The 21,586-nt window shown below is 40.3% G+C and carries 17 protein-coding genes; 11 read left to right on the forward strand and 6 right to left on the reverse strand.

The features are described from left to right. The first annotated feature begins 33 nt into the window (after positions 1-33). The 4 genes from ACPK8D_RS15840 to ACPK8D_RS15855 all read left to right on the forward strand — a co-directional run bounded on the left by ACPK8D_RS15840 (position 34) and on the right by ACPK8D_RS15855 (position 4,385). Positions 34-849 carry an HPP family protein gene (locus tag ACPK8D_RS15840; RefSeq protein ID WP_424718816.1) on the forward strand — a complete coding sequence of 272 codons (816 nt, stop codon included), beginning with the start codon at positions 34-36 and terminating at the stop codon, positions 847-849. A 324-nt stretch (positions 850-1,173) separates the two neighbouring features. Beyond that, entirely contained in the window at positions 1,174-2,169 is a 996-nt protein-coding gene (locus ACPK8D_RS15845) for a CBS domain-containing protein (RefSeq protein ID WP_424718817.1), read from the forward strand. A gap of 423 nt (positions 2,170-2,592) precedes the next feature. Beyond that, positions 2,593-3,438: a CBS domain-containing protein gene (locus ACPK8D_RS15850; RefSeq protein ID WP_424718818.1), complete on the forward strand. Its 846-nt coding sequence runs from the start codon at positions 2,593-2,595 to the stop codon at positions 3,436-3,438. Positions 3,439-3,608: 170 nt separating this feature from the next. Then, positions 3,609-4,385, forward strand: a complete 777-nt coding sequence (locus ACPK8D_RS15855) for a CBS domain-containing protein (RefSeq protein WP_424718819.1) — start codon at positions 3,609-3,611, stop codon at positions 4,383-4,385. Positions 4,386-4,637: 252 nt separating this feature from the next. Here ACPK8D_RS15855 and ACPK8D_RS15860 read toward each other — a convergent pair whose 3' ends face one another. Continuing rightward, the gene (locus ACPK8D_RS15860) at positions 4,638-5,429 is read right to left on the reverse strand and encodes a TIGR00266 family protein (protein WP_424718820.1); all 792 of its coding nucleotides are present in this window, start codon (positions 5,427-5,429) and stop codon (positions 4,638-4,640) included. A 206-nt stretch (positions 5,430-5,635) separates the two neighbouring features. Here ACPK8D_RS15860 and ACPK8D_RS15865 point away from each other — a divergent pair, with 206 nt between their 5' ends. From ACPK8D_RS15865 to ACPK8D_RS15875, 3 genes are all read left to right on the forward strand, one after another. After that, on the forward strand, positions 5,636-6,808 hold the full coding sequence (locus tag ACPK8D_RS15865) for an RNA ligase (protein WP_424718821.1): 1,173 nt from the start codon (positions 5,636-5,638) through the stop codon (positions 6,806-6,808). 342 nt (positions 6,809-7,150) lie between these two features. After that, positions 7,151-8,221 carry an elongation factor Tu gene (locus tag ACPK8D_RS15870; protein WP_424718822.1) on the forward strand — a complete coding sequence of 357 codons (1,071 nt, stop codon included), beginning with the start codon at positions 7,151-7,153 and terminating at the stop codon, positions 8,219-8,221. A gap of 33 nt (positions 8,222-8,254) precedes the next feature. After that, positions 8,255-8,806 carry a gamma-glutamylcyclotransferase family protein gene (locus ACPK8D_RS15875; RefSeq protein ID WP_424718823.1) on the forward strand — a complete coding sequence of 184 codons (552 nt, stop codon included), beginning with the start codon at positions 8,255-8,257 and terminating at the stop codon, positions 8,804-8,806. A 123-nt stretch (positions 8,807-8,929) separates the two neighbouring features. Here ACPK8D_RS15875 and ACPK8D_RS15880 read toward each other — a convergent pair whose 3' ends face one another. The 4 genes from ACPK8D_RS15880 to ACPK8D_RS15895 all read right to left on the reverse strand — a co-directional run bounded on the left by ACPK8D_RS15880 (position 8,930) and on the right by ACPK8D_RS15895 (position 13,082). After that, positions 8,930-9,703 carry a sugar phosphate isomerase/epimerase family protein gene (locus ACPK8D_RS15880; RefSeq protein WP_424718824.1) on the reverse strand — a complete coding sequence of 258 codons (774 nt, stop codon included), beginning with the start codon at positions 9,701-9,703 and terminating at the stop codon, positions 8,930-8,932. A gap of 366 nt (positions 9,704-10,069) precedes the next feature. Then, complete coding sequence (locus ACPK8D_RS15885; protein ID WP_424718825.1) at positions 10,070-10,549, reverse strand: RNA-binding domain-containing protein; 480 nt, start codon at positions 10,547-10,549, stop codon at positions 10,070-10,072. A 41-nt stretch (positions 10,550-10,590) separates the two neighbouring features. Further along, positions 10,591-11,157: a dephospho-CoA kinase gene (locus tag ACPK8D_RS15890; RefSeq protein ID WP_424718826.1), complete on the reverse strand. Its 567-nt coding sequence runs from the start codon at positions 11,155-11,157 to the stop codon at positions 10,591-10,593. A 680-nt stretch (positions 11,158-11,837) separates the two neighbouring features. After that, positions 11,838-13,082 carry an ORC1-type DNA replication protein gene (locus ACPK8D_RS15895; protein ID WP_424718827.1) on the reverse strand — a complete coding sequence of 415 codons (1,245 nt, stop codon included), beginning with the start codon at positions 13,080-13,082 and terminating at the stop codon, positions 11,838-11,840. Between the two features lie 1,776 nt (positions 13,083-14,858). Here ACPK8D_RS15895 and ACPK8D_RS15900 point away from each other — a divergent pair. From ACPK8D_RS15900 to ACPK8D_RS15915, 4 genes are all read left to right on the forward strand, one after another. Continuing rightward, positions 14,859-15,044, forward strand: a complete 186-nt coding sequence (locus tag ACPK8D_RS15900; RefSeq protein WP_424718828.1) for a hypothetical protein — start codon at positions 14,859-14,861, stop codon at positions 15,042-15,044. Positions 15,045-16,050: 1,006 nt separating this feature from the next. Next, entirely contained in the window at positions 16,051-17,253 is a 1,203-nt protein-coding gene (gene mfnA, locus ACPK8D_RS15905) for a tyrosine decarboxylase MfnA (protein WP_424718829.1), read from the forward strand. A gap of 725 nt (positions 17,254-17,978) precedes the next feature. Then, positions 17,979-19,073, forward strand: coding sequence for a CBS domain-containing protein (locus ACPK8D_RS15910; protein ID WP_424718830.1), 1,095 nt, complete (start codon positions 17,979-17,981; stop codon positions 19,071-19,073). Positions 19,074-19,532: 459 nt separating this feature from the next. Continuing rightward, on the forward strand, positions 19,533-21,062 hold the full coding sequence (locus ACPK8D_RS15915; protein ID WP_424718831.1) for a TraB/GumN family protein: 1,530 nt from the start codon (positions 19,533-19,535) through the stop codon (positions 21,060-21,062). A gap of 166 nt (positions 21,063-21,228) precedes the next feature. On the opposite strand, the gene ACPK8D_RS15920 is transcribed toward ACPK8D_RS15915, so the two are convergent. Continuing rightward, positions 21,229-21,477: a hypothetical protein gene (locus ACPK8D_RS15920; protein ID WP_424718832.1), complete on the reverse strand. Its 249-nt coding sequence runs from the start codon at positions 21,475-21,477 to the stop codon at positions 21,229-21,231. Positions 21,478-21,586: the final 109 nt, after the last annotated feature.

The raw sequence follows: 21,586 nt of genomic DNA on the forward strand, positions 1-21,586 counted from the left end.
TTCTGTCTTAAAGAGAGCATAGGAAGGCAAACAATGAACGTTAGCGAGATTATGTCAGAAGGACCTATTAGCATCAAAGAAGGTGACTTTGTAACTCACGCCCGTCAGCTAATACGCGACCACCTTCTTCGAAGCCTTGTTGTTGTTGACGAAGAGAACAGGCTTGTAGGAATGCTGAGTGACCAGGACATCCTGAGAGTTACGTCTACCAAGTCAAATGTCACGGTGAGCGGATATGCAAGGCAGTCCCCGACAGTCACTCCGGATATGGATATCGTGAAGGCTACAAAATTAATGGTGCAATCGAAACAGAATAGAGTTCCGGTTATCGTATCAACTGCTGACCATACGGTTGTCGGTGTCCTGAGTAATGTGGATGTTCTCAAAAACGTGGAAGTCCCAAAAAATGTTCCCAAATCACTGGAAGCCGTAATGACAAAAAAGGTCAAAACCTGCTCGCCAGAGGATAAAGTCGGCACGGTCTGGGGGCATATGCTCGAGACAGATTATACGGGCATTCCTGTAGTTTCAAAGAAAGGCGAACCCATTGGAATGATAACCAGAAGGGATATAATCAAATCAGGTGCTGTGCGAATCGAAGTGGAAGACGAAAGGCGCACGAGGCCTAATGACAGCCCAAAAGTTGAGAAGATAATGTCAACTCCTACATATACACTTTCTGAAACCGATTCCGTTAAAAGTGCAATTGAGATGATTATCCGTTATGATATTGGAAGAGTTACCATCGTAAATGAAAAGGACAGGGTATCCGGGATCGTCGATAGACAGGATCTTCTGGAGTCTATTGTCGATATATGGCCTGATAAACCCTTCGAAAATCGCTTTTGAAAGAAAACTTTGTGGTGAAATTTCCAGTAAAAGGATAACAACTGATAGAGAACTCTAATAGAGAACTTATGCGAAAAAAACCGCAGCAAGTTTTCACACAAAAAGATTATAACATTAAAGATCATCATTAATAATAATTATAAATCTACAGGTAAAGGAAACCTTTCGGAAAGATTCGGAAAAAATTGCTTTCAGGTTTTATTTTTTCCAGGAGCAAATCTGGGCCTGCTGAGAAATGAACTGCAGGTCCCAGGGAAATTTCTGCAAGATGGCAGGAAAAAGAAACGGAATACGAAAAAAGCAATTAACTGCAACTCGAATTCGGTGATCCTATTGAACAAAGATACGACATTTTCGCCCGTCGATAAGATGAAGGTTCAGCCAGGCGTGAGCAAATCCAAGAAAGCGCAACACAAAGACCCGCATACGATTAGCAGTATGGGCACTATGCGAATGGGTCCTGAATTTAAATCTCGCATTTCAGAACATGAAGGAAAGATCCTGGCCCTGGCAACAAGGAATGTAGTAACTCTCCCTCCTACTGCAACAATTATGGAAGCAATCAGGATTATGACTGAAAGGAGGTTCAGGCGCATTCCTATTACAAATGCCGGAACAAGGAGGCTGGAAGGGGTAGTTACCTCCGTGGATATTATCGATTTTCTAGGAGGCGGCAGAAAAAATCTGCTCGTTGAAAATCGTTTCAAAGGTAACCTTCTGGCTGCAATCAATGAAGAAGTACGGCAAATCATGGAAACGGATATTGCCTACCTTCATGATCAGGCCGATTTTAAAGATGCAGTTTCAGTGATGCTTGAAAGAAGGACAGGCGGCCTGCCAATCGTTAACAATGACATGCAGGTCGTTGCAATCTTTACCGAAAGGAATGCACTGGAATTGATGGGCGGGCTCGTAACAAACCGAACTGTTGATGAATATATGACCGAGAACGTCAAGATGGTATCAACTGATACGCCCATTGGGCAGGCAGCAAAAGTAATGGTAAGTAACAGGCTCCGAAGACTTCCTGTAGTCAAGGATGGAATCTTTGCGGGAATTATCACTGCCTCTGATATTGTCCATTTCCTTGGTAGGGGAGACGCTTTCAGTAAGCTGACAACAGGAAACATTCATGAGGCGCTTGACCAGCCTGTAGGCTCTATTGTCTCAAAAGAACTGATCTGGACCGGTCCGGGCACAGACCTGGGAAAAGCAATGGAAATAATGCTTGAGAAAAAGATAGGGTCACTCCCCGTGCTGGAGGATGGGTTGCTCCGTGGCATAATTACGGAAAGCGATTTCCTGAAATCTCTTGAATGAATCCGGAAAACGATTGAATTAAACTGGTCCAGCCCGGTTCGAGCTGGATTAAACTGGCTCAAACTGCCCCGGAGCTTAACTAAATTTAGTGGAAATTGAAGTTGAAATGAGCCCGAAAAACCTTCGGGCTTGAGTTTTCGGGAGTTTAAGTTTTCAGGAGTTTTGGAGAAGAGGAAAGTTCTCTAGCTGGATAGATCGAGAAATAACCTGTACTCTGAATATTCAGGGTTCTCTGGATATTCAGAATTTTGAAGTGCAGCTTATTTTGAACTTAACTTTTCAAGATAGCCCTCACTTCAGCAAAAATTACATGTTACTTCTCTAAAACTTTAGCGTTTATAGCTAAAAATTGTAAAGTTCGCAACCGATTCAAAAACTATAATTATTGATACTTATATATTGTAAAAGTGAAGGAGGTACTTCATGAATGTGGCGGACATCATGAGTTCACCTGTATATGTCCTAAACGCAGATGAACCCGTGTCACATGCAAGAAAGCTGATGTTAAGATATAGAATCAGTACGTTGCTTGTCCTCAACGAGGGCAAGATGGTGGGAATCGTCACAAAATCAGACATCACTAACCGTCTGGCTCAGGCCGAACCCCTCTGGAGGAGAAGGCCGATAGACCAGATCCCTATAAAGTTATTGATGACTGAATCGGTTATTACCATCTATCCTGAAGCCTCTATTTCCCAGGCGGCTGCCTTAATGCTTGAGAACGGAGTGCATAACATTCCGGTGGTAAAGAACGATATTGTAGGTATTATCACCAGGACAGATCTTGTGCGTTATGTTGCGGAAAATAGCGAGGAAATGAAAACAAAAATCCCCAAATTAATGACTGAGGATATTATTTCTGTTCACAGGCATCATACTATCAACCATGTAATTGACGAGATGAACAGAAATGAGATCGAAAGAGTGATCGTTAAAGACGATGCCGGAAAGCCTGTAGGGATTATTTCCAGCAAAAGCCTTGCTTTAAACCTCTTAACTGACTTTCAAGGCGAACTTTCCACAAAAAGCATCAAGATAACCCGTAAATCTTCCCCTGGAGGCCAAAAAACCTACAGATACGTAAAAGAGGTGCCTTTAACCGCAGAGGACATCATGGTTTCTCCGATAACTTCCATTGACATGAACGAAAACGTCAATGCAGCCGCAAAAAAAATGATTGAAGAAGGAGTGACTGCACTGCCTGTCAGTGACGGAGAAGATATAGTGGGCATATTGAGCAGAACCGATATCATGAAAGCCATTCTCTGAAACATTGCAATGCGGAGGTATATACTGCAAAAATAGCAATATATAGCAATAAAGCAGCCAAAAGTAAGAGAAGGATGCGAAATTAAAGCACAGGAAAACGGATGAAGAAGACACGCAAAAAATTGCGAAATGTATAATTCAAAATTCTGGATACGCATGAGGTGAATTGCATGCAAGTTAAAGACATAATGGTACAACCATACAGGATTGACAAGTCAGACACCATATCTCACGCCCTGGACCTTATGGAAAAGAAAGATACTAAACGCCTGCTGGTAGTCCATGGCGATCAGGTACTCGGTGTACTTACAATGAGAAGTCTGACAGAACAGCTCGGAACTCGAAAGAAACTGAGCAAACCTGCATCCTCTCTGCATGTTGCAACAGCCGTATCCGACAACTTTGTAAAGGTTCTGCCTGATACCGATACCAGGGATGTCCTTACCCTGATGAAAAAGAAAGGTGGCGTAATTATTGTCACTGATAATGGAAACGCCCTGGGCTGGGTTACACCCCAGGAATTCATGAAAATAAATCATTTCACAGGCTTTACCGGAGAAGTAATGGAAAAAAGCCCTATTATTGTCAGCCCGTCTGATAGGGTGAGCCACGCCAGGCGGCTTATCCTTGATAAAAATGTGGGAAGGCTGCCAGTAATTGAAAACGGAAAGCTTGTAGGTATTATTGCTGAAGACGACATTGCCTTTGCCATGCGCTCTTTCAGGGATCTGGTAGCCGACAATCAGCAGGATTCAAGGATCAGGAACCTGCTGGTTGGGGATATCATGACCCGCAGTGTGGTTAGCGTCTATACCAATACCCCTCTTGCAGAAGCTGTTCAGACCATGATGGAACACGATGTCGGAGGTGTTCCGGTCCTTAACCTGGAGGAGGAACTTGTTGGTTTCCTGGCCCGCAGAAATGTAATAAATACAATTGAGGAATAAGCTCAAATCCAGAGAAAAAGAGCCAGAAAAAACTTGATTGAAATACTGAAAGCAAGTAATAAAAGAAGGCCTGCTCTTTCAAGACAGGCCTTTTTGAATTTCGAAATTTTCGATTGATTTTTCGCTTTTAGAAGGGTTTCTGTTTAGAACGAATTCTATCTTACCTGCAACGAATTCCTTTTTAGAATGAATTTATTTTAGAGCAGTTTCCGGTTTTAGAGTTGTTTTCCTGTTTACAATGAATTCTCGTCTTTAAAATGATTTATCTCCGCCAATAAGGCCTCCCAGGATACCACTCCCGGCAATGCCGCTCTGTTCGTCCCGGTTACGGCCGTAGGCAGACGCTGCAAAGATCCTGTCAGCAAGGCGGGAGAAAGGCAGGCTCTGTATGTACACTGTACCCGGGCCTGTAAGGGTTGCAAGGACAACTCCTTCACCGCCAAAGAGGGCATTTTTAAAGTTCCTTGACCAGGTTATGTCATAGGTCACGTTTTCGGTGAAAGCTGCCACGCAGCCTGTGTCGACACGGTAAGTCTCGCCAGCTGCCAGCTCCTTTCTTATCACTGTGCCTCCGATATGAAGGAAGGCCAGGCCGTCACCTTTCAGCCTCTGCAGGATAAAGCCTTCGCCGCCAAAGAATCCTGCTCCGAGCTTGCGGGTGAAAGCTACTTCCACTTCTACTCCGCGAGCAGCACAGAGAAATGAATCTTTCTGGCAGAGGAGACTGCCTCCGAACTTGGTGAGGTCAAGGGGAATAATCTTGCCCGGATACGGAGCCGCAAAAGCTACGTGCCCTTTTCCGGAACCCTTGTGGATAAAGCTCGTAATGAAGAAACTTTCTCCTGTAATTACCCGTTTAAGTCCTTTTTTCAGGCTTCCGAAAAGTCCACCTCCTTCATTACCCGTGCTGGTTTGCATTAGAATCCCGGGTCCCATGTATGCCATAGCCCCAGCCTCTGCCTGAACGGCTTCATCCTGATCAAGCTCGATTTCAACGATCTGCATATCGTCGCCCATAATCTTGTAGTCGATTTCATCTGCCATTTTACAATCTCCAGTCTTTTTTGCAAGCTTAGATATAAAAAGATTAGAGACAGATTAGAAGCCGCATACTTAAAAAGATTTTTAATGGCAGAATCATTTTCTTAATTTATTTCCTGAAGAACATGTTCTTGTGAAATATGCCTGATACTCTGAAGGCGTGCCTGAGAATGATAACTTATTTCAGGGCTGAAAACAGATAAATAAACATGAGTAGAGAGGGGAATGAGGAAATAGATCCTGAATTTGTAGATCGGCTTGCCAGTTACCTGGGGTTCAATAAGGAAAGGGTTCAGCACCTCTTTGAGAAAAATTATCTTGCCCGAAACTGGGGAAAATATGAATATTTGTTCCGTTTCGATAAGGAAATCTCCCATATCGAAAGGGGAACAGTACTTTATGAGAAAGACGATTCTTTCGAAATCATTATGGGTTTTCCGAAAATCCGAAGAGCCATGGTGCTGAATCCCACGATTAAAAAGCACTTTAGCGGCCTTGAAAAAGTAGCCGTGGAAGAAAAAATGAATGGATACAATGTCCGCATAGCGATTGCAAAGGACGAAATACTTGCAATTACACGAAGCGGGTATATATGCCCTTATACGACTCAAAAGGCAAAAGAGAAATTGAACCTTAAATTCTTTGGCGATTTCCCTGAACTTGTACTCTATGGAGAAATGATCGGCCCTGACAACCCTTATGTCTCAAAAGCGATCTATGATGTCGAATCGGTAGAATTTTATATCTTCGACATTCGGGAGAAAAACAGCGGCGAACCTCTCCCAATAAACAGGAAGCAGGAAATCCTGAAAAAATACGGTTTTTTCCATGTAAGGTTTTTCAATGAAATTCCCCTGGAAACTGCAGCTGAAGAAATTGGAAAAATCATTCGGGAATTGGGAGAAAAAGAGCATGAAGGTGTCGTAATAAAAGACCCTGAGATGGTTCTTTCCCCATTAAAATATACCTCTTCCCAGAGTAATTGCTCGGACCTCAGGCATGCCTTTAAGTTTTACAATGAAACCGGCAGAGACTATATGCTTTCCCGAATCGTTAGAGAAGGCTTCCAGACAGTTGAATGGGACGAAGACGAAACTGATTATGAAAAACGCTGTATGCAGCTGGGAGAAAGCATACTGGGCCCTCTTCGGGAATCAATAAGAAGTGTAAAAAACGGTCAGAGGCTGTATGAGGAGGCAAGGATAAGGGTAAGAGATTTAAAAACTGCAGCCGAGTTCGAAGATTACCTTAAAAGACTTGGAATTGATGCAATTTTTGAGGAGCCTCAACCGATCGGGGAAGAGTATCTGATAATTATAAGAAAAATCAATAAAAGCACCAACGATAAGACTCAGGCGATCTTGCAGGGCGAAACCTGGTAATTTTCCCTGCAAGAACTTTTCTCGGGTTTTAAATTTATAAGAATGTTTTCAGAACGTTTCGAAAAGAAATATATTACAGTAATAATTATACCAGATGCAGATTTGAAAATTATAATACCGTAGATTTCAGAGTTATCAGACCATGCAGGTTTCAAAGTTATTAATACCAGTTATAACTTTTAGGGTACGGTAGGTATCTAAATTCAGAAAGCATCAAATCCGGGAAGTATCCTCCGGAAAATGTCCAGAGTCCGGAAGCATTACAAAAGTGAATTTTATGAATAATCCGAGTTTAAACAATCTTTAAATATACTAATTAGAAGGAATTGGAAGGGATCCAGTATGACAAATTTTGCAATTATCGGGACGGAAAAGAGTGGAAGGACCTCCCTTGCCGCAAATCTCGGGAAAAAAGGGACATCCTCCGACATAACCCTGTATAATAATGATAAAGAGAGCCGAAAAATGGTTTTTGTGGATCCTCACGGCTATCCCAAAGCCATAAAGCCCCTGGTTACGGCACTGAATATTTCGGATATGGCAATCCTCTGCATCCCTCCTGATGGCCTGAACAGGGACAACCCTGTAAGTGTTCATACCGGAGAATGCATTGTTGCCCTGGACCTGCTCGGTTTTAAGCATGGAATAATTGCCCTGACAAAATCCGACAGTACCCATATGCATGCAATCGACGAACTGAAGAAGAAAATAAAATTAATGACTGCGGGCACTTCTCTTCAGGACTGGGAATGCCTTTCCCTGAATACCAACAAAGGTGCAAAAAATCCTTTTGAGGGTGTGGAAGATCTCAAAGCCAGAATTAACGAAATTTCGGAAAAGATTGAAGCGGAACAGGCTGAGTTAAACAACCTGCCTGCAAGGGTGTTTATAGACCATGCCTTCAATGTTACTGGAAAAGGCTGCGTTGTTCTCGGGATTGTCAAACAGGGGATTTCAAAAGATAAGGACAAAACTAAAATTTTCCCGCTGGACAGGGATATCGAAATCCGGTCTATTCAGAGCCATGATGTGGATATTGACAGCGCGCCCACAGGCACCAGAGTAGGGATGCGCCTTAAAAACGTGCAGGCCAAAGATATAGAAAGGGGATTTATTATTTCCGATAAGGAAATTGTAAGTACTGATTATACCCTTGAATGTACCATCTCGAAATTCACACGGGCAGTAGAAATCTCAGGTGTACTTCATCTCTTCGTTGGCCTGCAGTCCGAACCTGTGCGTGTGGAGAAGATTCTGGTTGATGGGCAGGAAGTTAAAGAAGTAAAGCCTGGCAGTACCTGCGTGATGGAATTCTCAGGTAACAAAAAAGTAGCTTACAGCAAGGAGGATCGTTTCCTGCTGGCAAACCTTGACCTGCCACAGCGTTTTGCAGGCTATGGCTTTTCGAAATAAGCTTCTTTAAAAATAATTTTCTAAGGGAATAGTATGGAAAACGATTCAGGAAAAAACGAAGCCGCATGTGAAAACAGAGAAAATACTTTGAGAGATAGAACCCTTTACGGGAGCGTCTTTCATAGAAATGTCTGCTGGCAGCGTTCTTACCAGAGGCCGGAAGGTGATGAACTTATTATGGCACTGTACGGCAGCCTCAGAAACGGTCTTTACAACAGCCAGCGTTTCGATCTGCAAAACAGGTCAGAATTTCTGGGCACAACAAAAGTAAGAGGATATGCCCTTTACTCTCTGGGTCCTTATCCCGGCGTATATCCTTTGGAAGGTTCTTGTGTTATAGCTGAAGTGCGCAGGTTTTCAGGAAGACAGCAGCTTGAAGTCGCCAAATCAATTGATTATATGGAGCTCTTCGGAGGATACCACAGGGAATATGTGGATCTTGAAATTGGTGAGCAAAAGCTCAGAGGCTTTATTTATGTTTATGATGAGAAACCTGAATCGGAAAGGATCGAGCATGGCGACTGGGCCAAATACCTGAAAGAAAGAGAGCTACAAAAAAGAGAATTACCTGAGCGAAAATGCTGAAAAAAATAAAGAAAAGTAAGAAATACATATATAGAAAACCGAGGTCTAAAACCCGTTGATGTCTTAAAAATCACAGATTCATTTAAAAAATTATAGATTCCCTAAAGTCACAGATTCCCTAAGTCACAGATTCCTTAAAAACTCAAGGCTCTGAACTCCTTCTTCTACCGAACTCATTTCGGTAACAAAAATTCCTTTATAATCCGAAAGTTTTTGCATAACTCGTTTCCAGTCTATTGTACCTTTTCCCAGGGGAAGATGTTCATCTTTTTTGCCCAGGTTGTCATGGATATGCACATGAGAGATTTTTTCTGTGAGAAGCTCAAGGAAATCATCAATAAGTCCAACTGTGTTTGCGTGCCCGACATCAAAAGTGAAACCAACGTTATGGCTTCCGATGGATTCAAGCATTTCAAGCATCTCTTCGGGATATTTCCCAAAGATCTTCGGCAGGTCGGGCATATTTTCAACAGCAACCAGAATTCCGAAATCAGCTGCAAAGTCACAAATTTCCCGAAGAGAGGCAAGATTGGTAAAATAAGCTTCCTGCGGGACCTGCACGCCATGAGGGGAAAGATAGCCAGGGTGTACTACAGCAAGGTTGACATAGTTAGAGGCAAGAGTCAGGTAGTGTTTCATCTGCCTGAGAACTTCTGCCCTGATTGAATCATTCAGACCTGCCAGATTCATATCCGAGAAAGGCAGGTGCAGAGTTAGCTCAAGGCCTGTGGTTTCACTTATATTTTTTAAGTTCTGGATATTTTTGCTGTTCAGGCACTGAGATCCTTCCTGTACGATCTCCCAACCGGTATACCCGTGATCCTCAAGCGTGTAAGCCCATTTGAAAGGATCTTCAACGACTGCACGCGACGAATAGCTGATTCTCTGCAATTGCATGACGAAAATTCATTCCTTTTCATTTATCATATACATCTGTGGATGTGAATTGAGATATATTTAACTGAACTATTAACTGGATTATTTAACTGAATCAGCTAATATCTCAGTTTTTACCATGTAATAAAAATATATTAAAAGCTTATAAAGACGTAAGAGTGTGTTAAGACTTATTAGAGACATTAGAGGCGTTTTAAAGATGTATAAAAGAATGTTAAAAATATATTAAAGATTTACATAATATGAAAGGTGTATTGAAGAAAGATATATTGAAGAAAGATATATTAAAAAATTTGCAAAGCCATTAAGGTTTTCAAGGCTTATAAGGTTTATAAGGTATATAGAGCGTTAAACTCTTAGATTCCCTCAATTCCTCTGCACATAGTCCATATCTACTTCAATAACAGGTTTTCCTTCTTCAGTAAGGGGCAAGAGCCATTCGAAGAGTCTTTCCATTTCTTCCTGAGAGTCAGCCCTGATAATAACTTCGATAGATCCGAGAGATTCTTCCTGCGCAGGAACACTGGGAATTCCGACAAAAGCAGCCTGCTTGTTGAGCGAAAAGCGGACCGAAAGCCCGTCACTGGATAAGCCTTTGCTGAAAGCTTTGTTGCGGATACTGTCAATAATTTTTTCTCTGCGAATTAACCCATGCAGGGTTTGCAGAATGTCAATTCCTCCTTCTCCTGAAAGGAAAAAAGAGGGAGAAACTCCTGTTTCAGGTCCGGCAGCTCCAGTAGCCTCTTTTTTGAGTTCAATGTCAGTAAAAAGGGATAAAATTGCTTTGATAACCTTTTCCGGGTCTTCTGTAGGATATATGGCTGCTGAAACCTTAACGCGTATCATAAATGTACTCCAGTAATTTTAAATGGACTATTCAAGAAATTTTAAGATTTGTTCTGTGGGTTTTTTCCTAAGTAATTGCTCAAAACGTCAATAACATCCTTTTTGAAAGTTTCAAGAGTGAAGTTATTTTCAATTTCAACACTGGATGCCTCTATAGCTTCTCCCATGCCCCAGCTGAGCTCTCGTTCGTCCCGCTGGCGGAGCCCTTCTATATTGTTCATATCATCACTTCGGCCTCGTTTCTGGACTCTGGAAAAGCGAATTTCAATAGGAGCGTAAATGGAAATCAGGATAAAACCTTCTCCGAATTCTTGCCTGAAGCATTCCACTTCAGCAATCCCGCGTACCCCGTCCACAACAACAAGGTCGGAGCCAGCTTCCCTTATTTGGGAAATGCAGCGTATGGCGACTGCATCCATGCCCTCGCATTTGCGAAGCTGTGTTGCAACCATTCCGGTATTGGAGTCATTGGGCTCAAGCCCGCGCCTCAAAACTTCCTTCCGGATCACGTCACCCATATTAATAACGGGAATACCCATTTCAGCAGCAATTCTGGCAGCTTCCGATTTTCCAGATGCTGGCATGCCTACGAATGCTATTATTTTCATCAAAAATTACCCTTTAAACTTGAATTATTAGACCTGAATCATTAACTTGAGCTAGATCTGAATTATTAACTTAAGCTGTTAAATCATTAGGTTGGAATTATTGAATCATTAATTTGAGTTATTGAATCATTAGTTTAAGTTATCGAATTATAGTATGAGTTATTGAATCAGTAGGTTTGGATAGAAACCTGATTGTCACCAAACCTTAACTGCAGAGTGAGTAGAGTTTAAATTATAACTAAAATAATAACTTGAATATGGGATCCTTACGTTAACCGTGTATATTATATGATTCTAGTCAAACCGCAGGATCATATATATTATTTCCTGAAAACTGACACCTGGATAATGGGAAAATAAGCCAGAGCAGGGAAAACTGAGGAATATCAAAAGTAAGGAAGGCTAGACATGGTCAAGGAAAAAGCTAAAGTAGAGAGGCATCAGGAAAGGGCCAAGAAAAATCTAAAGTAAGGAAAGGTCAGGAAAGGTCAGGAAGGGTCAGGAAAGGTTAGGAAAGATTAAGAAAAGGCTAAAGTAAGGAAGGTTAGAGAGGATAAAAACCTGAAGTGAGGACGGTTAAGAGAGGCTCAGGGAAATCCTGGAAAAGCGAGGAGTCAGCAGGTGGGCCAGGAAAAAGCCAATAAGGTAGAGGAAATAGTAGAATTTGAGGGTTTTGATCCTCACGAAAACATCTTGTTGAAGATTGACGTTTTAAAATCCACCAGCGGCTTGAGCCTGTAATCCTCAAGAAGTACTTTACGAGTGTTTTCTACTGGAACGCTCAGGGAAATTTCTTTAGTCCGGCCGTAACGACCTTTGCTTACAACCACTGCATTGACTATGCCCAGCATATCAAGCTCGGACATCAGGTCGGTAACCCTGCGCTGCGTAAGGATATCCACATCAATGTGATGGCAGAGCTGGCGGTAGACGTTGTACATCTCGCCTGTTGTGACATTCTTACCTTCTCTACCCCGGTTCCGCAGGAGAATAATGCTATAAAGTACGAGTTTGGATTGGGTGGGAAGGGTCCTTACCACTTCGACCACGCGGTCAATTTCAATTTTTTCCTGAGCGCGTCTTACATGTTCTTCAAGAACCTGAGGCTGGTTTTCCCTTTCTGCAATTTCTCCTGATACCCGGAGAAGATCGAGTGCACGCCTGGCATCACCGTGTTCCTGGGCTGCAAAAGCGGCACATAAGGGGATTACCATTTCACCTAGAACGCCGTCGGTATAAGCCATTTTTGCCCTTTGTTTCAGGATATCGCTGATCTGCTCAGCATCATAAGGAGGGAAAATGAGTTCTTCTTCGCCCAGAGAACTTTTGACTCTGGGGTCCAGAAATTCCGTGAATTTCAGGTCGTTTGAAACTCCTATCATACTGACTTTGGCTCTCCGCAGATCTGTGTTGATTCTCGAAAGATTATAAAGAACATCGTCGCCTTTTTTGATCAGCTTATCAATTTCATCCAGAATTATTATAATGACCTGCTCTCTGGAATCGATTGCCTCCTTAAATTTCATGAAAACCTGATCGGTAGGCCACCCGGTCATAGGAACTTCTTCTTCGAAATGCCTGGCAAGATTTGCAAGGAGCCGGTACTGTGTATCGATCACTTCACAGTTGATATAAACTACCGAGCAGTAAAGTGATTTGTCTTCACTTACCCTCTCAAGTTCTTTTCCAACGTAGCGGGTAACCGCAGTTTTTCCTGTCCCTGTTTTTCCATAAATTAGTACATTGGAAGGAGTTTCTCCCCGGAGTGCGGAAACCAGGATTGTCGCAAGACTATTAATTTGCTCGTTCCTGTGCAGCAAAAGGTCAGGCGTGTAAGAAGGCCGAAGTACTTCCTTGTTTTTGAAAATTGATTTTCCGTCAAGTAATTTTTCGAATAAGCCGTCTAATGATTGAGCTTTTATCATGAATGACCCTCTATAAAAATTGGTAATATCAAGCGTGTTAGGGGTTAAGACAGTAGATATACTTTTAACGCAGATAATTAATATATCCAATAAATTAATACAGTAATATAAATATATACAATAAATATATACAATTAATTAATAGAGTGGATAAACAATATACTATCTCTTCTTCGCATTAATTTCGTTTTTATTTTTAAGCTATAGTAAGCTAGAGTAACTGGAACTTTGTTACAGAGAACGTTTGGGGGTTGTGTTGTGTGTTATTTGAAATTTTCAGCTGCAGGACAAGCCGGTAGATTTAATAACCGAGCTTAGCTTTTTAAGGTCTTTTTAAAGTTTAAAGTTCTTAAAGATTTTAAGGATTTTAAAGTTTTTAAGGCTTCAAGATGTTTAAAATTTTTAAGAGCCTACAAAGTCTCTAAGAGTCTTTAAACGGTTGTAGTTTTTAAACGGTTTTAGTGTTTTAGCCTTTTAACGTTTTACTGCTTTTAAATATTTTACTGCTGCCTGAAATCAGGAAAAATTCTTACGGACTGCAGCCGGGTTTTAATCCTCCGAATCAACAAATATTGAACATTTGTATTTTTAGAGTTATCTCCTTAGAGCTTCTTCTTAGAGCTATCTCCTTAGCTTAGAGCTACTCTTTTAGATTTTCATGCTCAAATATTTTAGATAATTATAACCGCAACTGTTGGACAGATTTTATATTAGTATTATAATAACCATTGAGTGATTTTCAGATAATTATTGTTATGGTTATCAAGGAAGTTTAGAGCATTGTGAATGGCGTTTCTTAATGGGGGACATTTGGAAAGGGACAAACTCTTAATTCTAAACTCTTAATTCTAAACTCTTAATTCTAAACTCTTAATCTAAACTCTTAATCTAAACTCTTAATCTAAACTCTTAATCTAAACTCTTAATCTAAACTCTCTTAATCCCAAATCTGGAACCAAAGTTTACTTTACGATTCGTGGATTTCTACTTCATCATTATTTGTCTTTTTATGTAAAACCCTATTAATCCTGATCATGAGGAGAAAGGGATAGAAGATACATGTTTCTTATAGTTAATGCCTGAAATTTTCGTTTTCTTCTAATTGCTTCTAAAATGGCGGGCAAGTCTTACTTGCTAAGACAGCTCTCAAGCCCGATGAAAATCTATATTCCGGATCATCTTTAGTCAAAATTTTAGGTGAAACTGGTATATAAACAAGTAATATTAAGCTATATCTGCAGTAGATGCAATGGAAGTACACGGTATTAATTGTTATGGTAAAGACCCGTTTGTTTCCACTGGAGGTTGTTTTTGCCTTAAATATCCACCAAGAAAACCAACATCATAAGGCGCAATCTGCCTGAAACAAAAGATTCCGGATTCCAGAGCCAATGGAGGTTAAATTTAAATCCCTCTTTTCGTATGGAAGAAATTATGAAAACTTTTGACTCTTTTACTTAAGTTTAAAGAATAAAAAATTTAAGATAAAATAGGACTTATGTACAAATTGAACTGCTTGGGAATAGAGAGTTTAACAGAGTTAAGATAACTTCAATAAAGTTTAGATAACTTCAATAAAGTAGATAACTTCAATAAAGTAGATAACTTTAAAGTATTTTACATATCCTAAATATTTTGTACCAAAAATCTCCCTGGATATTCTCCACCTTTTCATTTTTGATCTATTTTTCTCTCTACTCTGAGAGATATTCTTCTCTATTTGATCTATTTTTATAGAGCTTCTATAGAGCTTTTCTTAACTGAAGTTTTTAAAAATTGAAGTTAATGAGTTTCCATGAACTCTACAGATTTATGCAAACAAAGGGCATTAATGAAAATAAGAGGATGGAAAAGTACGAATTAAAGGGACTAAAGGAAATTAAGGAAATTAAGGAAATTAAGGAAATCGAGGAAATCAAGGAAACAGACAAAATTAAGGAAACGAGGAAACGAAAAAACTAAAGAATATGGAAAAAACAGAAAAAATAGAGGGAAGACCCCTTTGTTTCCACTGGAAAGTTTATATAACCCCCGGACCCCATGGTTTCCATTAAAGAGACTTAGGGTTCGAAGTGGCAAAATAAAACAACGTTTTATTTAGTTAAGAAGCAAAATAATGTTGTTTTGTTATAAAATTAATAGTATATATAGTTTATTATTAAAGGAAATGTTTAAAGATGGATTTAGAGATTTTACTTTTAAAAGAAAAGTTTAATCATTTAATAAAATCATTTAATGAAAGATAGTGAAATTTTTGCTATTCTTTGTCTTTTTAGTGGACAAATAAATTCTTTTTAGTAATCGTAAAATTATTTACTTTTCCTGTAAAATTTGCTTCTTCTAAAACCAAGGAAATAATTCCAGTAGAAATATAGGGGTCCCCCTTCAAAGAAAACATTTCTATGATTAATATATCCTACTGCTGCTTCTTTTTCTAAAATTTGCATTAAGTAAATATGATATCTTTTCTTTCTTTCGCATACATTCCTTCATATATTTCTTCTATTTTTCTTTTAAATTTAAGTCTTCCATCATTTTCTTTCTTCTTTGTCTATCTTTTTCCTTTTCTGTAATTATTTCTATCACTTAATTCATTGCTTAATTCATTGCTTAATTCATTGTTTAATTCATTGTTTAATTCATTACTTAACTCATTATTTAATTCATTATTTAATTCAGTACTTAACTTTTTTAATTTTTTTAATGTTTTAATGTTTTAATGTTTTAACGTTTTAATGTTTTAATGTTTAACCCTGCTTTCAGTGCGTGACCGTATTTTTAGTGTTAACTCTCCTGATACTTTCTCTTCCTGTTAGTGCTTACATATCTTTTTTGTGGGGCTTTTTCTCCACTGTTTAATCATTCAGGCAATGTTGGACTCTTCGAAGTGTCATTAAGGGGGTTTTTCGGTAATTTAGCAGTTATATTCCATAAGTCTTTTAAATAAAATTGGTTTTACTTTATCCATATGAATGAGCAGGGTCTTTCTGAGAAGGAGATATTTTCCTATCTAGAAAATGTAAAGTCAGAAGATACGGATTATTATAGGGTTTTAAGTTCAATGTGCACTCACCCCCACCAAATTGCGGTTGAAGCTCACAGGCTGTTTATTGAGGCTAACCTGGGTGATCTGGGACTCTTTGCAGGCGCTCACAGGCTGGAAAGAGAAGTAATCAGCATGCTAGGAGAACTTCTTCATGCCGGGTCTGTTAGTTCCCAGTCTGTTGAAGTTCCTTCCGGAGAGTCCTGTGAGAGTTCGGTTTGCGGCTATCTCACAACAGGAGGTACGGAATCCAATATCCAGGCTGTCAGGGGCATGAAAAATCTTGTAACTGCGGGCAAGAAGGAGTCAGGAGAAATTCCCAATATAGTTATTCCCCAATCAGCTCATTTCTCATTTGATAAGGTTGCCAATATGATGGGCATAGAGGTTAAGAGAGCTCTTCTGGACTCTGAGTTCAAGGTGGATACCGCATCTGTGGAAAGCCTGATAGATGCAAACACCATCGGACTTGTAGGGATAGCAGGAACTACGGAATTCGGCCAGGTAGATCCTATCGAGGAACTTGCAAAGCTTGCTCTTGAGAATGAGCTTTTCCTTCACATTGATGCAGCTTTCGGAGGATTTGTGATCCCGTTCCTTGAAAATCCACACTCTTTCGATTTTAAAGTTCCAGGCGTTACTTCCATTGCAATAGATCCTCATAAGATGGGGCTTTCCACAATTCCATCAGGTGCCCTGTTATTCAGATCTCCTTCTTTCCTGGATTCCCTCAAGGTAAATACTCCATATCTTACAACAAAGGCGCAGTTTACTCTTACAGGCACCCGGAGCGGAGCCTCAGCCGCGGCCACATATGCTGTCATGAAGCATCTGGGCCGTGAAGGATACAGAAAAAACGTACAGTATTGCATGCAACTTACAGCAAAGCTGGTTGAAGAAGCTCGAAAACTCGGTTTCGAACCTTTGATCGAACCTGTAATGAATGTAGTTGCCCTGAGAGTTCCAAACCCTGACCTTGTGCGAGAGCAACTCCTGAAAAATTTCGGCTGGAATGTCTCAATCACCCGTACCCCAAGATCTCTCCGTCTGGTCCTGATGCCTCACAACACAGCCCAGGATATTGAAGATTTTCTGCAAGACCTCAAAAAAGTAACAACAGAACTTTAAAACTGCTAATTATCTTAAACTGTTAATGATCTTAAACTGTTAATTGTTTTATTAGTTAATTATTTATTACCTTCTATTTCCCTTTTACTTCGTTCTAATTTCTTTCTCTACCTTTTTCCTTCCCTTTTTGTTTCTACTTTCCTTTTACTTCTTTCTGCTTTACTAACTTCTCATTTATTTTCCTTACTTTGTCCTCACTTTGTCCTTACTTTGTCCTTACTTTGTCCTTACTTTCCCCTTACATCTGCTTCTCGTAGCGTCTTTTTTTAGCCTATTATTTTATAACCGTGCACAAGCAGATATGTATAATATTATCGCCAAATAATAACTAGGATATTATCGCCAAATAATAAATGGGGCCAGCTATCTTTATAGGGAAAGATTACAAGGAAACTTTATCAGAAGACTCTGATACTCTACAAAAAAAAGTTTATCTGGGAACTTATGAGCAGAATCAAGCGAATTTATGAGCAGAATCAGGGAAATTTGTGAGCAGAGTCAGGAAAATTTATGAGCAGAACTATTGACAAATTCCAATTCCCGATTAGTTATGTCACTTGCGGCACTCTGAGCCTGGTATTTTAAGTTCAAATTTGAGGTTAAGATTTTATATTTTAAAAATTCATAACTTAATAAAGATATAATAAGCCAGGAGCTCTTGAAGTTCATCTAGCATTTAATCATCTGATCAATATTATAAAAATGAGAATGGGGGTATTTATTTCATGAAATCGTCAGTGAAAATCGGAAGTGTGATGGGTATACCTATCAGGCTGCACATAACTTTTCTTCTCATACTGCCCATATTTGCTTACGTGTTTGCGATCAACCCGCAGCCGTTTGGTTTTGAGGGAGTTGAGCCGCCTATTACAAGGTATTCCCTTTCAGTCCTGACCGCCATCCTGCTTTTTGCTTCAATTCTTCTACATGAACTTGCACATTCATATATGGCAATGCGTTACGGGGTTAAAATTGAGAGCATCACTCTCTTCCTTTTTGGGGGAGTATCAGCTATGGAAGAAATGCCCAGGAAACCCGGGCAGGAAGCAAAAATGGCTTCTGCCGGGCCTCTTACAAGCCTTGTAATAGGCTTTGCCTGCCTGCTTATATACGGAAATGTCATATCCCCTAACCCTGCGCTTTCTCAAAACCCGGCATACCTCACGATCTGGATTCTTGGAGCTATGAACCTTGTACTCGGGATCTTCAATTTGCTACCCGCTTTTCCAATGGATGGAGGCAGAGTACTTCGATCTTTCTACGCAAGAAGAATGTCTTATGTAAAAGCTACCCAGAGTGCAGCAGCCGTAGGGAAGTTTTTTGCCATTCTTATGGCAATTTTCGGAATTCTTGTCGGCAACCTCTGGTTTCCTTTGATCGCGCTCTTTATTTATGTCGGTGCATCTGAAGAGGAACGTTCTACTCGGGCCGAGGTAACGCTCGAAAATATTCTGGTAAAGGATATTATGACCAGGAATGTGGTTTCAGTCAGTCCTTCCCTGAGCGTTGAAGATCTGATCAAATTCATGTTTGAGAAAAGACACATGGGTTACCCTGTAATGGAAGGAGACAGCCTGAAAGGAATTGTGACGTTTACCGATATCCAGCGTATTCCATATATTGAACGCCCTGTGGCCCAGGTCTCGGACATCATGACCAGAGATGTTATCTCGGTACCTCCAGATGCGCAGGCCAGCGATGTTCTGAGATTGGTCTCGTCTAAAAACATCGGTAGAGTTATGGTTATTGATAACGGAGCTGTTGTAGGAATTCTCTCAAGAACGGACCTTGTACGGATCCTGAGGCTACGGTCCGAGTAATATCCCAAATATCTAAATTAAAAGAGATTCTCAAGCGAAATTTATCAACAGAAAACAAAAGTTATCAAAACAGGTTTTCATCAAAAGATATTTTTATCAAAAGATACTACTTTCTTAAGTTCTTCCTAAACAAACTTTTCCGGAAATATAAAAATATATTAGATAGGCTTATGAAGAATTATATAAAATGAGGATTATAGAAAATAGGGATAAAAACCTGAAGGCAGCAAAATATAAATCCCTGACAGATAATTACCACCAGTTAATTATCTGCTTATAGCTAGGTTGTTTTATAACTTGGCTATTTTATGTGAAAATTTATAGCTCGGTTATTTTATGTGAAAATTTATAGCTTGGTTATTTTATGTGAAGAGCTTAATTATTCATGTGATTAAATACAATCTTTCAAGTGATTATTCTCACGTATCGCTTTAACTTGTCGCAGCAGAGAGATTAACAATGAACAAACCTGAAATTACAGATTCTCAGGACAAGGACCCTGACTACAGTTTTCATAGTTCATCTCAGGAGTCAATATATTCTATGGACAAACGTGTGACCCAATCCGCAGAAAATTCCATTTCTGTCGGAAAGTCTAAACTTTCTGGTTCTTCAATTAATGTGCCACAGGAAGACAAAATTTCTGCGCCGGCATCCGAAATAGAATCCGGCGAACTTGAAACAAAGCTCGACATAAGTTCTGAACTTATTGCAGAACCCGTTTCCTATTCGGCTTCTGAAGTTTCAATTCCTTCACCTTCCCAGTCATTGGATGGGGCCCAGGCCGAATATCAGCCATCAAAAATTGTGCTTATAGGAACAGCCCACGTTTCGGAAAAGAGTGTAGCCGAAGTCAAGGCTGCTATCAGGAATCTGAAACCGGATATCGTAGCTGTCGAACTATGCAGGGGACGTTATGATGCCCTGAAGGGTAATGTTCAGGAAAGACAGGTCCCTATCAAGGAAATTCTTACTGAAGGCAAGATCTATTATTACATTATCCACTGGCTGCTTGCCTACGTGCAGAAAAAGATCGGTGACGATATGGGTGTAAAACCCGGAGCCGAAATGATTTCCGCGATCGAGGAAGCCGAATCTGTCGGGGCTAAAGTTGCCTTAATTGACCGGGATATCCAGGTAACCCTTCAACGCTTCTGGGGAAAAATGAAATTCCTGGAAAAAATCAAGATGATCGGTTCCCTGCTAGGCGGCCTGATAGGAATAGGAAAAGGAACCGAGATTGATATCGATCAAATCACAGAAAACGATGTTGTGACTGCCCTTGTAAACGAACTCAGGGGTTTTGCCCCGACTGCAGCTGAGGTTCTCATTGATGAAAGGGACGCATATCTTGCAGGAAGCATCCTCAGGGTTGCGGCAGGTGGAAACAAAACTGTTGTTGTGGTAATTGGAGCCGGACATAAACCCGGGGTACTTGAGTACCTTAGGAATCCGAAAACCGTCCCTTCCCTGAATGCTCTTATGGAAATTCCGAAGAAACGCATAAGTCTGGGTAAAGTTGTAGGCTTTGCTTTTGTCGGCCTTATAGCTGGATTCTTTTTGCTGCTGCTGCTTTCCGGCGTTAAGCTGGAGCTTCTTTTGATAGCTTTCGGGTGGTGGTTCATTATTACCGGAACTCTGAGTGCAGCCGGCACTCTACTCGCAGGCGGGCACCCTTACTCAGTCCTCACTGCCTTTTCGGTTGCCTGGCTAACTACTCTGCACCCTCTAATTGCCGCAGGCTGGTTTGCTGGCCTTGTAGAAGCAAGACAACGAAATCCTACCACCGCAGATATAAAAGCCCTGGCAGGGATAGAAACCTTCAGGGAAATGTTCAAAAACAGGTTCATGCGGGTCCTCCTCGTCGCAAGTTTTGCAAATATAGGAAGTATGACAGGGACTGTCCTTGGAGCTTATGTAATGATGCAGGTAACTGGCCTTGACCCGAGAGATATTCTCCTTGCCGGCTTCAATGCAATTGGACTTTGAAGGTTTAGTAAGACTCTAAAGTTTTAAGACTCTAAAGTTTTATATGAATTTAAAGGTTTTATAAGATGAACGGTTTTGATTAACGTTTGTTTTTGAGAACCCCTCTCATCGGGGAATTCTTTTTATCACTCATCTCTTTACTTTTTTCCCTTTATTGCTTTTTCCTTCATATTTTCTTTATCGGGCTTCCCAGGTTACCGCTTTTTTCATTACAAATGGAATTTTTCTTTTTTTTTCTAAAAAAGCTCCTGGTGGTGTGTACAATCCACTGCCAGTGGATGATAAGATGAGCAGCTACAAGAATTATTATGAAGATTCCGGCTTTATTATGCATCCAGAGCCAGGTAGCTTTCGTTAATCCCATATATACAACATATCTCCCTCCTGGAATTCCTGAAGGTATAAAAAAATACATGAATAGCCCTGTGCCTGCAACTACAAAAAAAGGGTTGTCAGAATCAGATCTATTAAATAATTGGTTTCTGTTCTGTTCAGATTTTCACTCCCATTTTGTTTCTGTATCA

Source organism: Methanosarcina sp. (genome assembly GCF_049706645.1).
Taxonomy (GTDB): domain Archaea; phylum Halobacteriota; class Methanosarcinia; order Methanosarcinales; family Methanosarcinaceae; genus Methanosarcina.

Excerpts from the sequence above, each read along its gene's own strand:
- ACPK8D_RS15885 (WP_424718825.1), bottom strand. The coding sequence starts at position 10,549 with ATGATACGCGTTAAGGTTTCAGCAGCCATATATCCTACAGAAGACCCG.
- ACPK8D_RS15855 (WP_424718819.1), top strand. The coding sequence starts at position 3,609 with ATGCAAGTTAAAGACATAATGGTACAACCATACAGGATTGACAAGTCA.
- ACPK8D_RS15880 (WP_424718824.1), bottom strand. The coding sequence starts at position 9,703 with ATGCAATTGCAGAGAATCAGCTATTCGTCGCGTGCAGTCGTTGAAGAT.
- ACPK8D_RS15875 (WP_424718823.1), top strand. The coding sequence starts at position 8,255 with ATGGAAAACGATTCAGGAAAAAACGAAGCCGCATGTGAAAACAGAGAA.
- ACPK8D_RS15890 (WP_424718826.1), bottom strand. The coding sequence starts at position 11,157 with ATGAAAATAATAGCATTCGTAGGCATGCCAGCATCTGGAAAATCGGAA.
- mfnA (WP_424718829.1), top strand. The coding sequence starts at position 16,051 with ATGAATGAGCAGGGTCTTTCTGAGAAGGAGATATTTTCCTATCTAGAA.
- ACPK8D_RS15850 (WP_424718818.1), top strand. The coding sequence starts at position 2,593 with ATGAATGTGGCGGACATCATGAGTTCACCTGTATATGTCCTAAACGCA.
- ACPK8D_RS15915 (WP_424718831.1), top strand. The coding sequence starts at position 19,533 with ATGAACAAACCTGAAATTACAGATTCTCAGGACAAGGACCCTGACTAC.
- ACPK8D_RS15860 (WP_424718820.1), bottom strand. The coding sequence starts at position 5,429 with ATGGCAGATGAAATCGACTACAAGATTATGGGCGACGATATGCAGATC.
- ACPK8D_RS15920 (WP_424718832.1), bottom strand. The coding sequence starts at position 21,477 with ATGTATTTTTTTATACCTTCAGGAATTCCAGGAGGGAGATATGTTGTA.
- ACPK8D_RS15910 (WP_424718830.1), top strand. The coding sequence starts at position 17,979 with ATGAAATCGTCAGTGAAAATCGGAAGTGTGATGGGTATACCTATCAGG.
- ACPK8D_RS15840 (WP_424718816.1), top strand. The coding sequence starts at position 34 with ATGAACGTTAGCGAGATTATGTCAGAAGGACCTATTAGCATCAAAGAA.
- ACPK8D_RS15895 (WP_424718827.1), bottom strand. The coding sequence starts at position 13,082 with ATGATAAAAGCTCAATCATTAGACGGCTTATTCGAAAAATTACTTGAC.
- ACPK8D_RS15865 (WP_424718821.1), top strand. The coding sequence starts at position 5,636 with ATGAGTAGAGAGGGGAATGAGGAAATAGATCCTGAATTTGTAGATCGG.
- ACPK8D_RS15870 (WP_424718822.1), top strand. The coding sequence starts at position 7,151 with ATGACAAATTTTGCAATTATCGGGACGGAAAAGAGTGGAAGGACCTCC.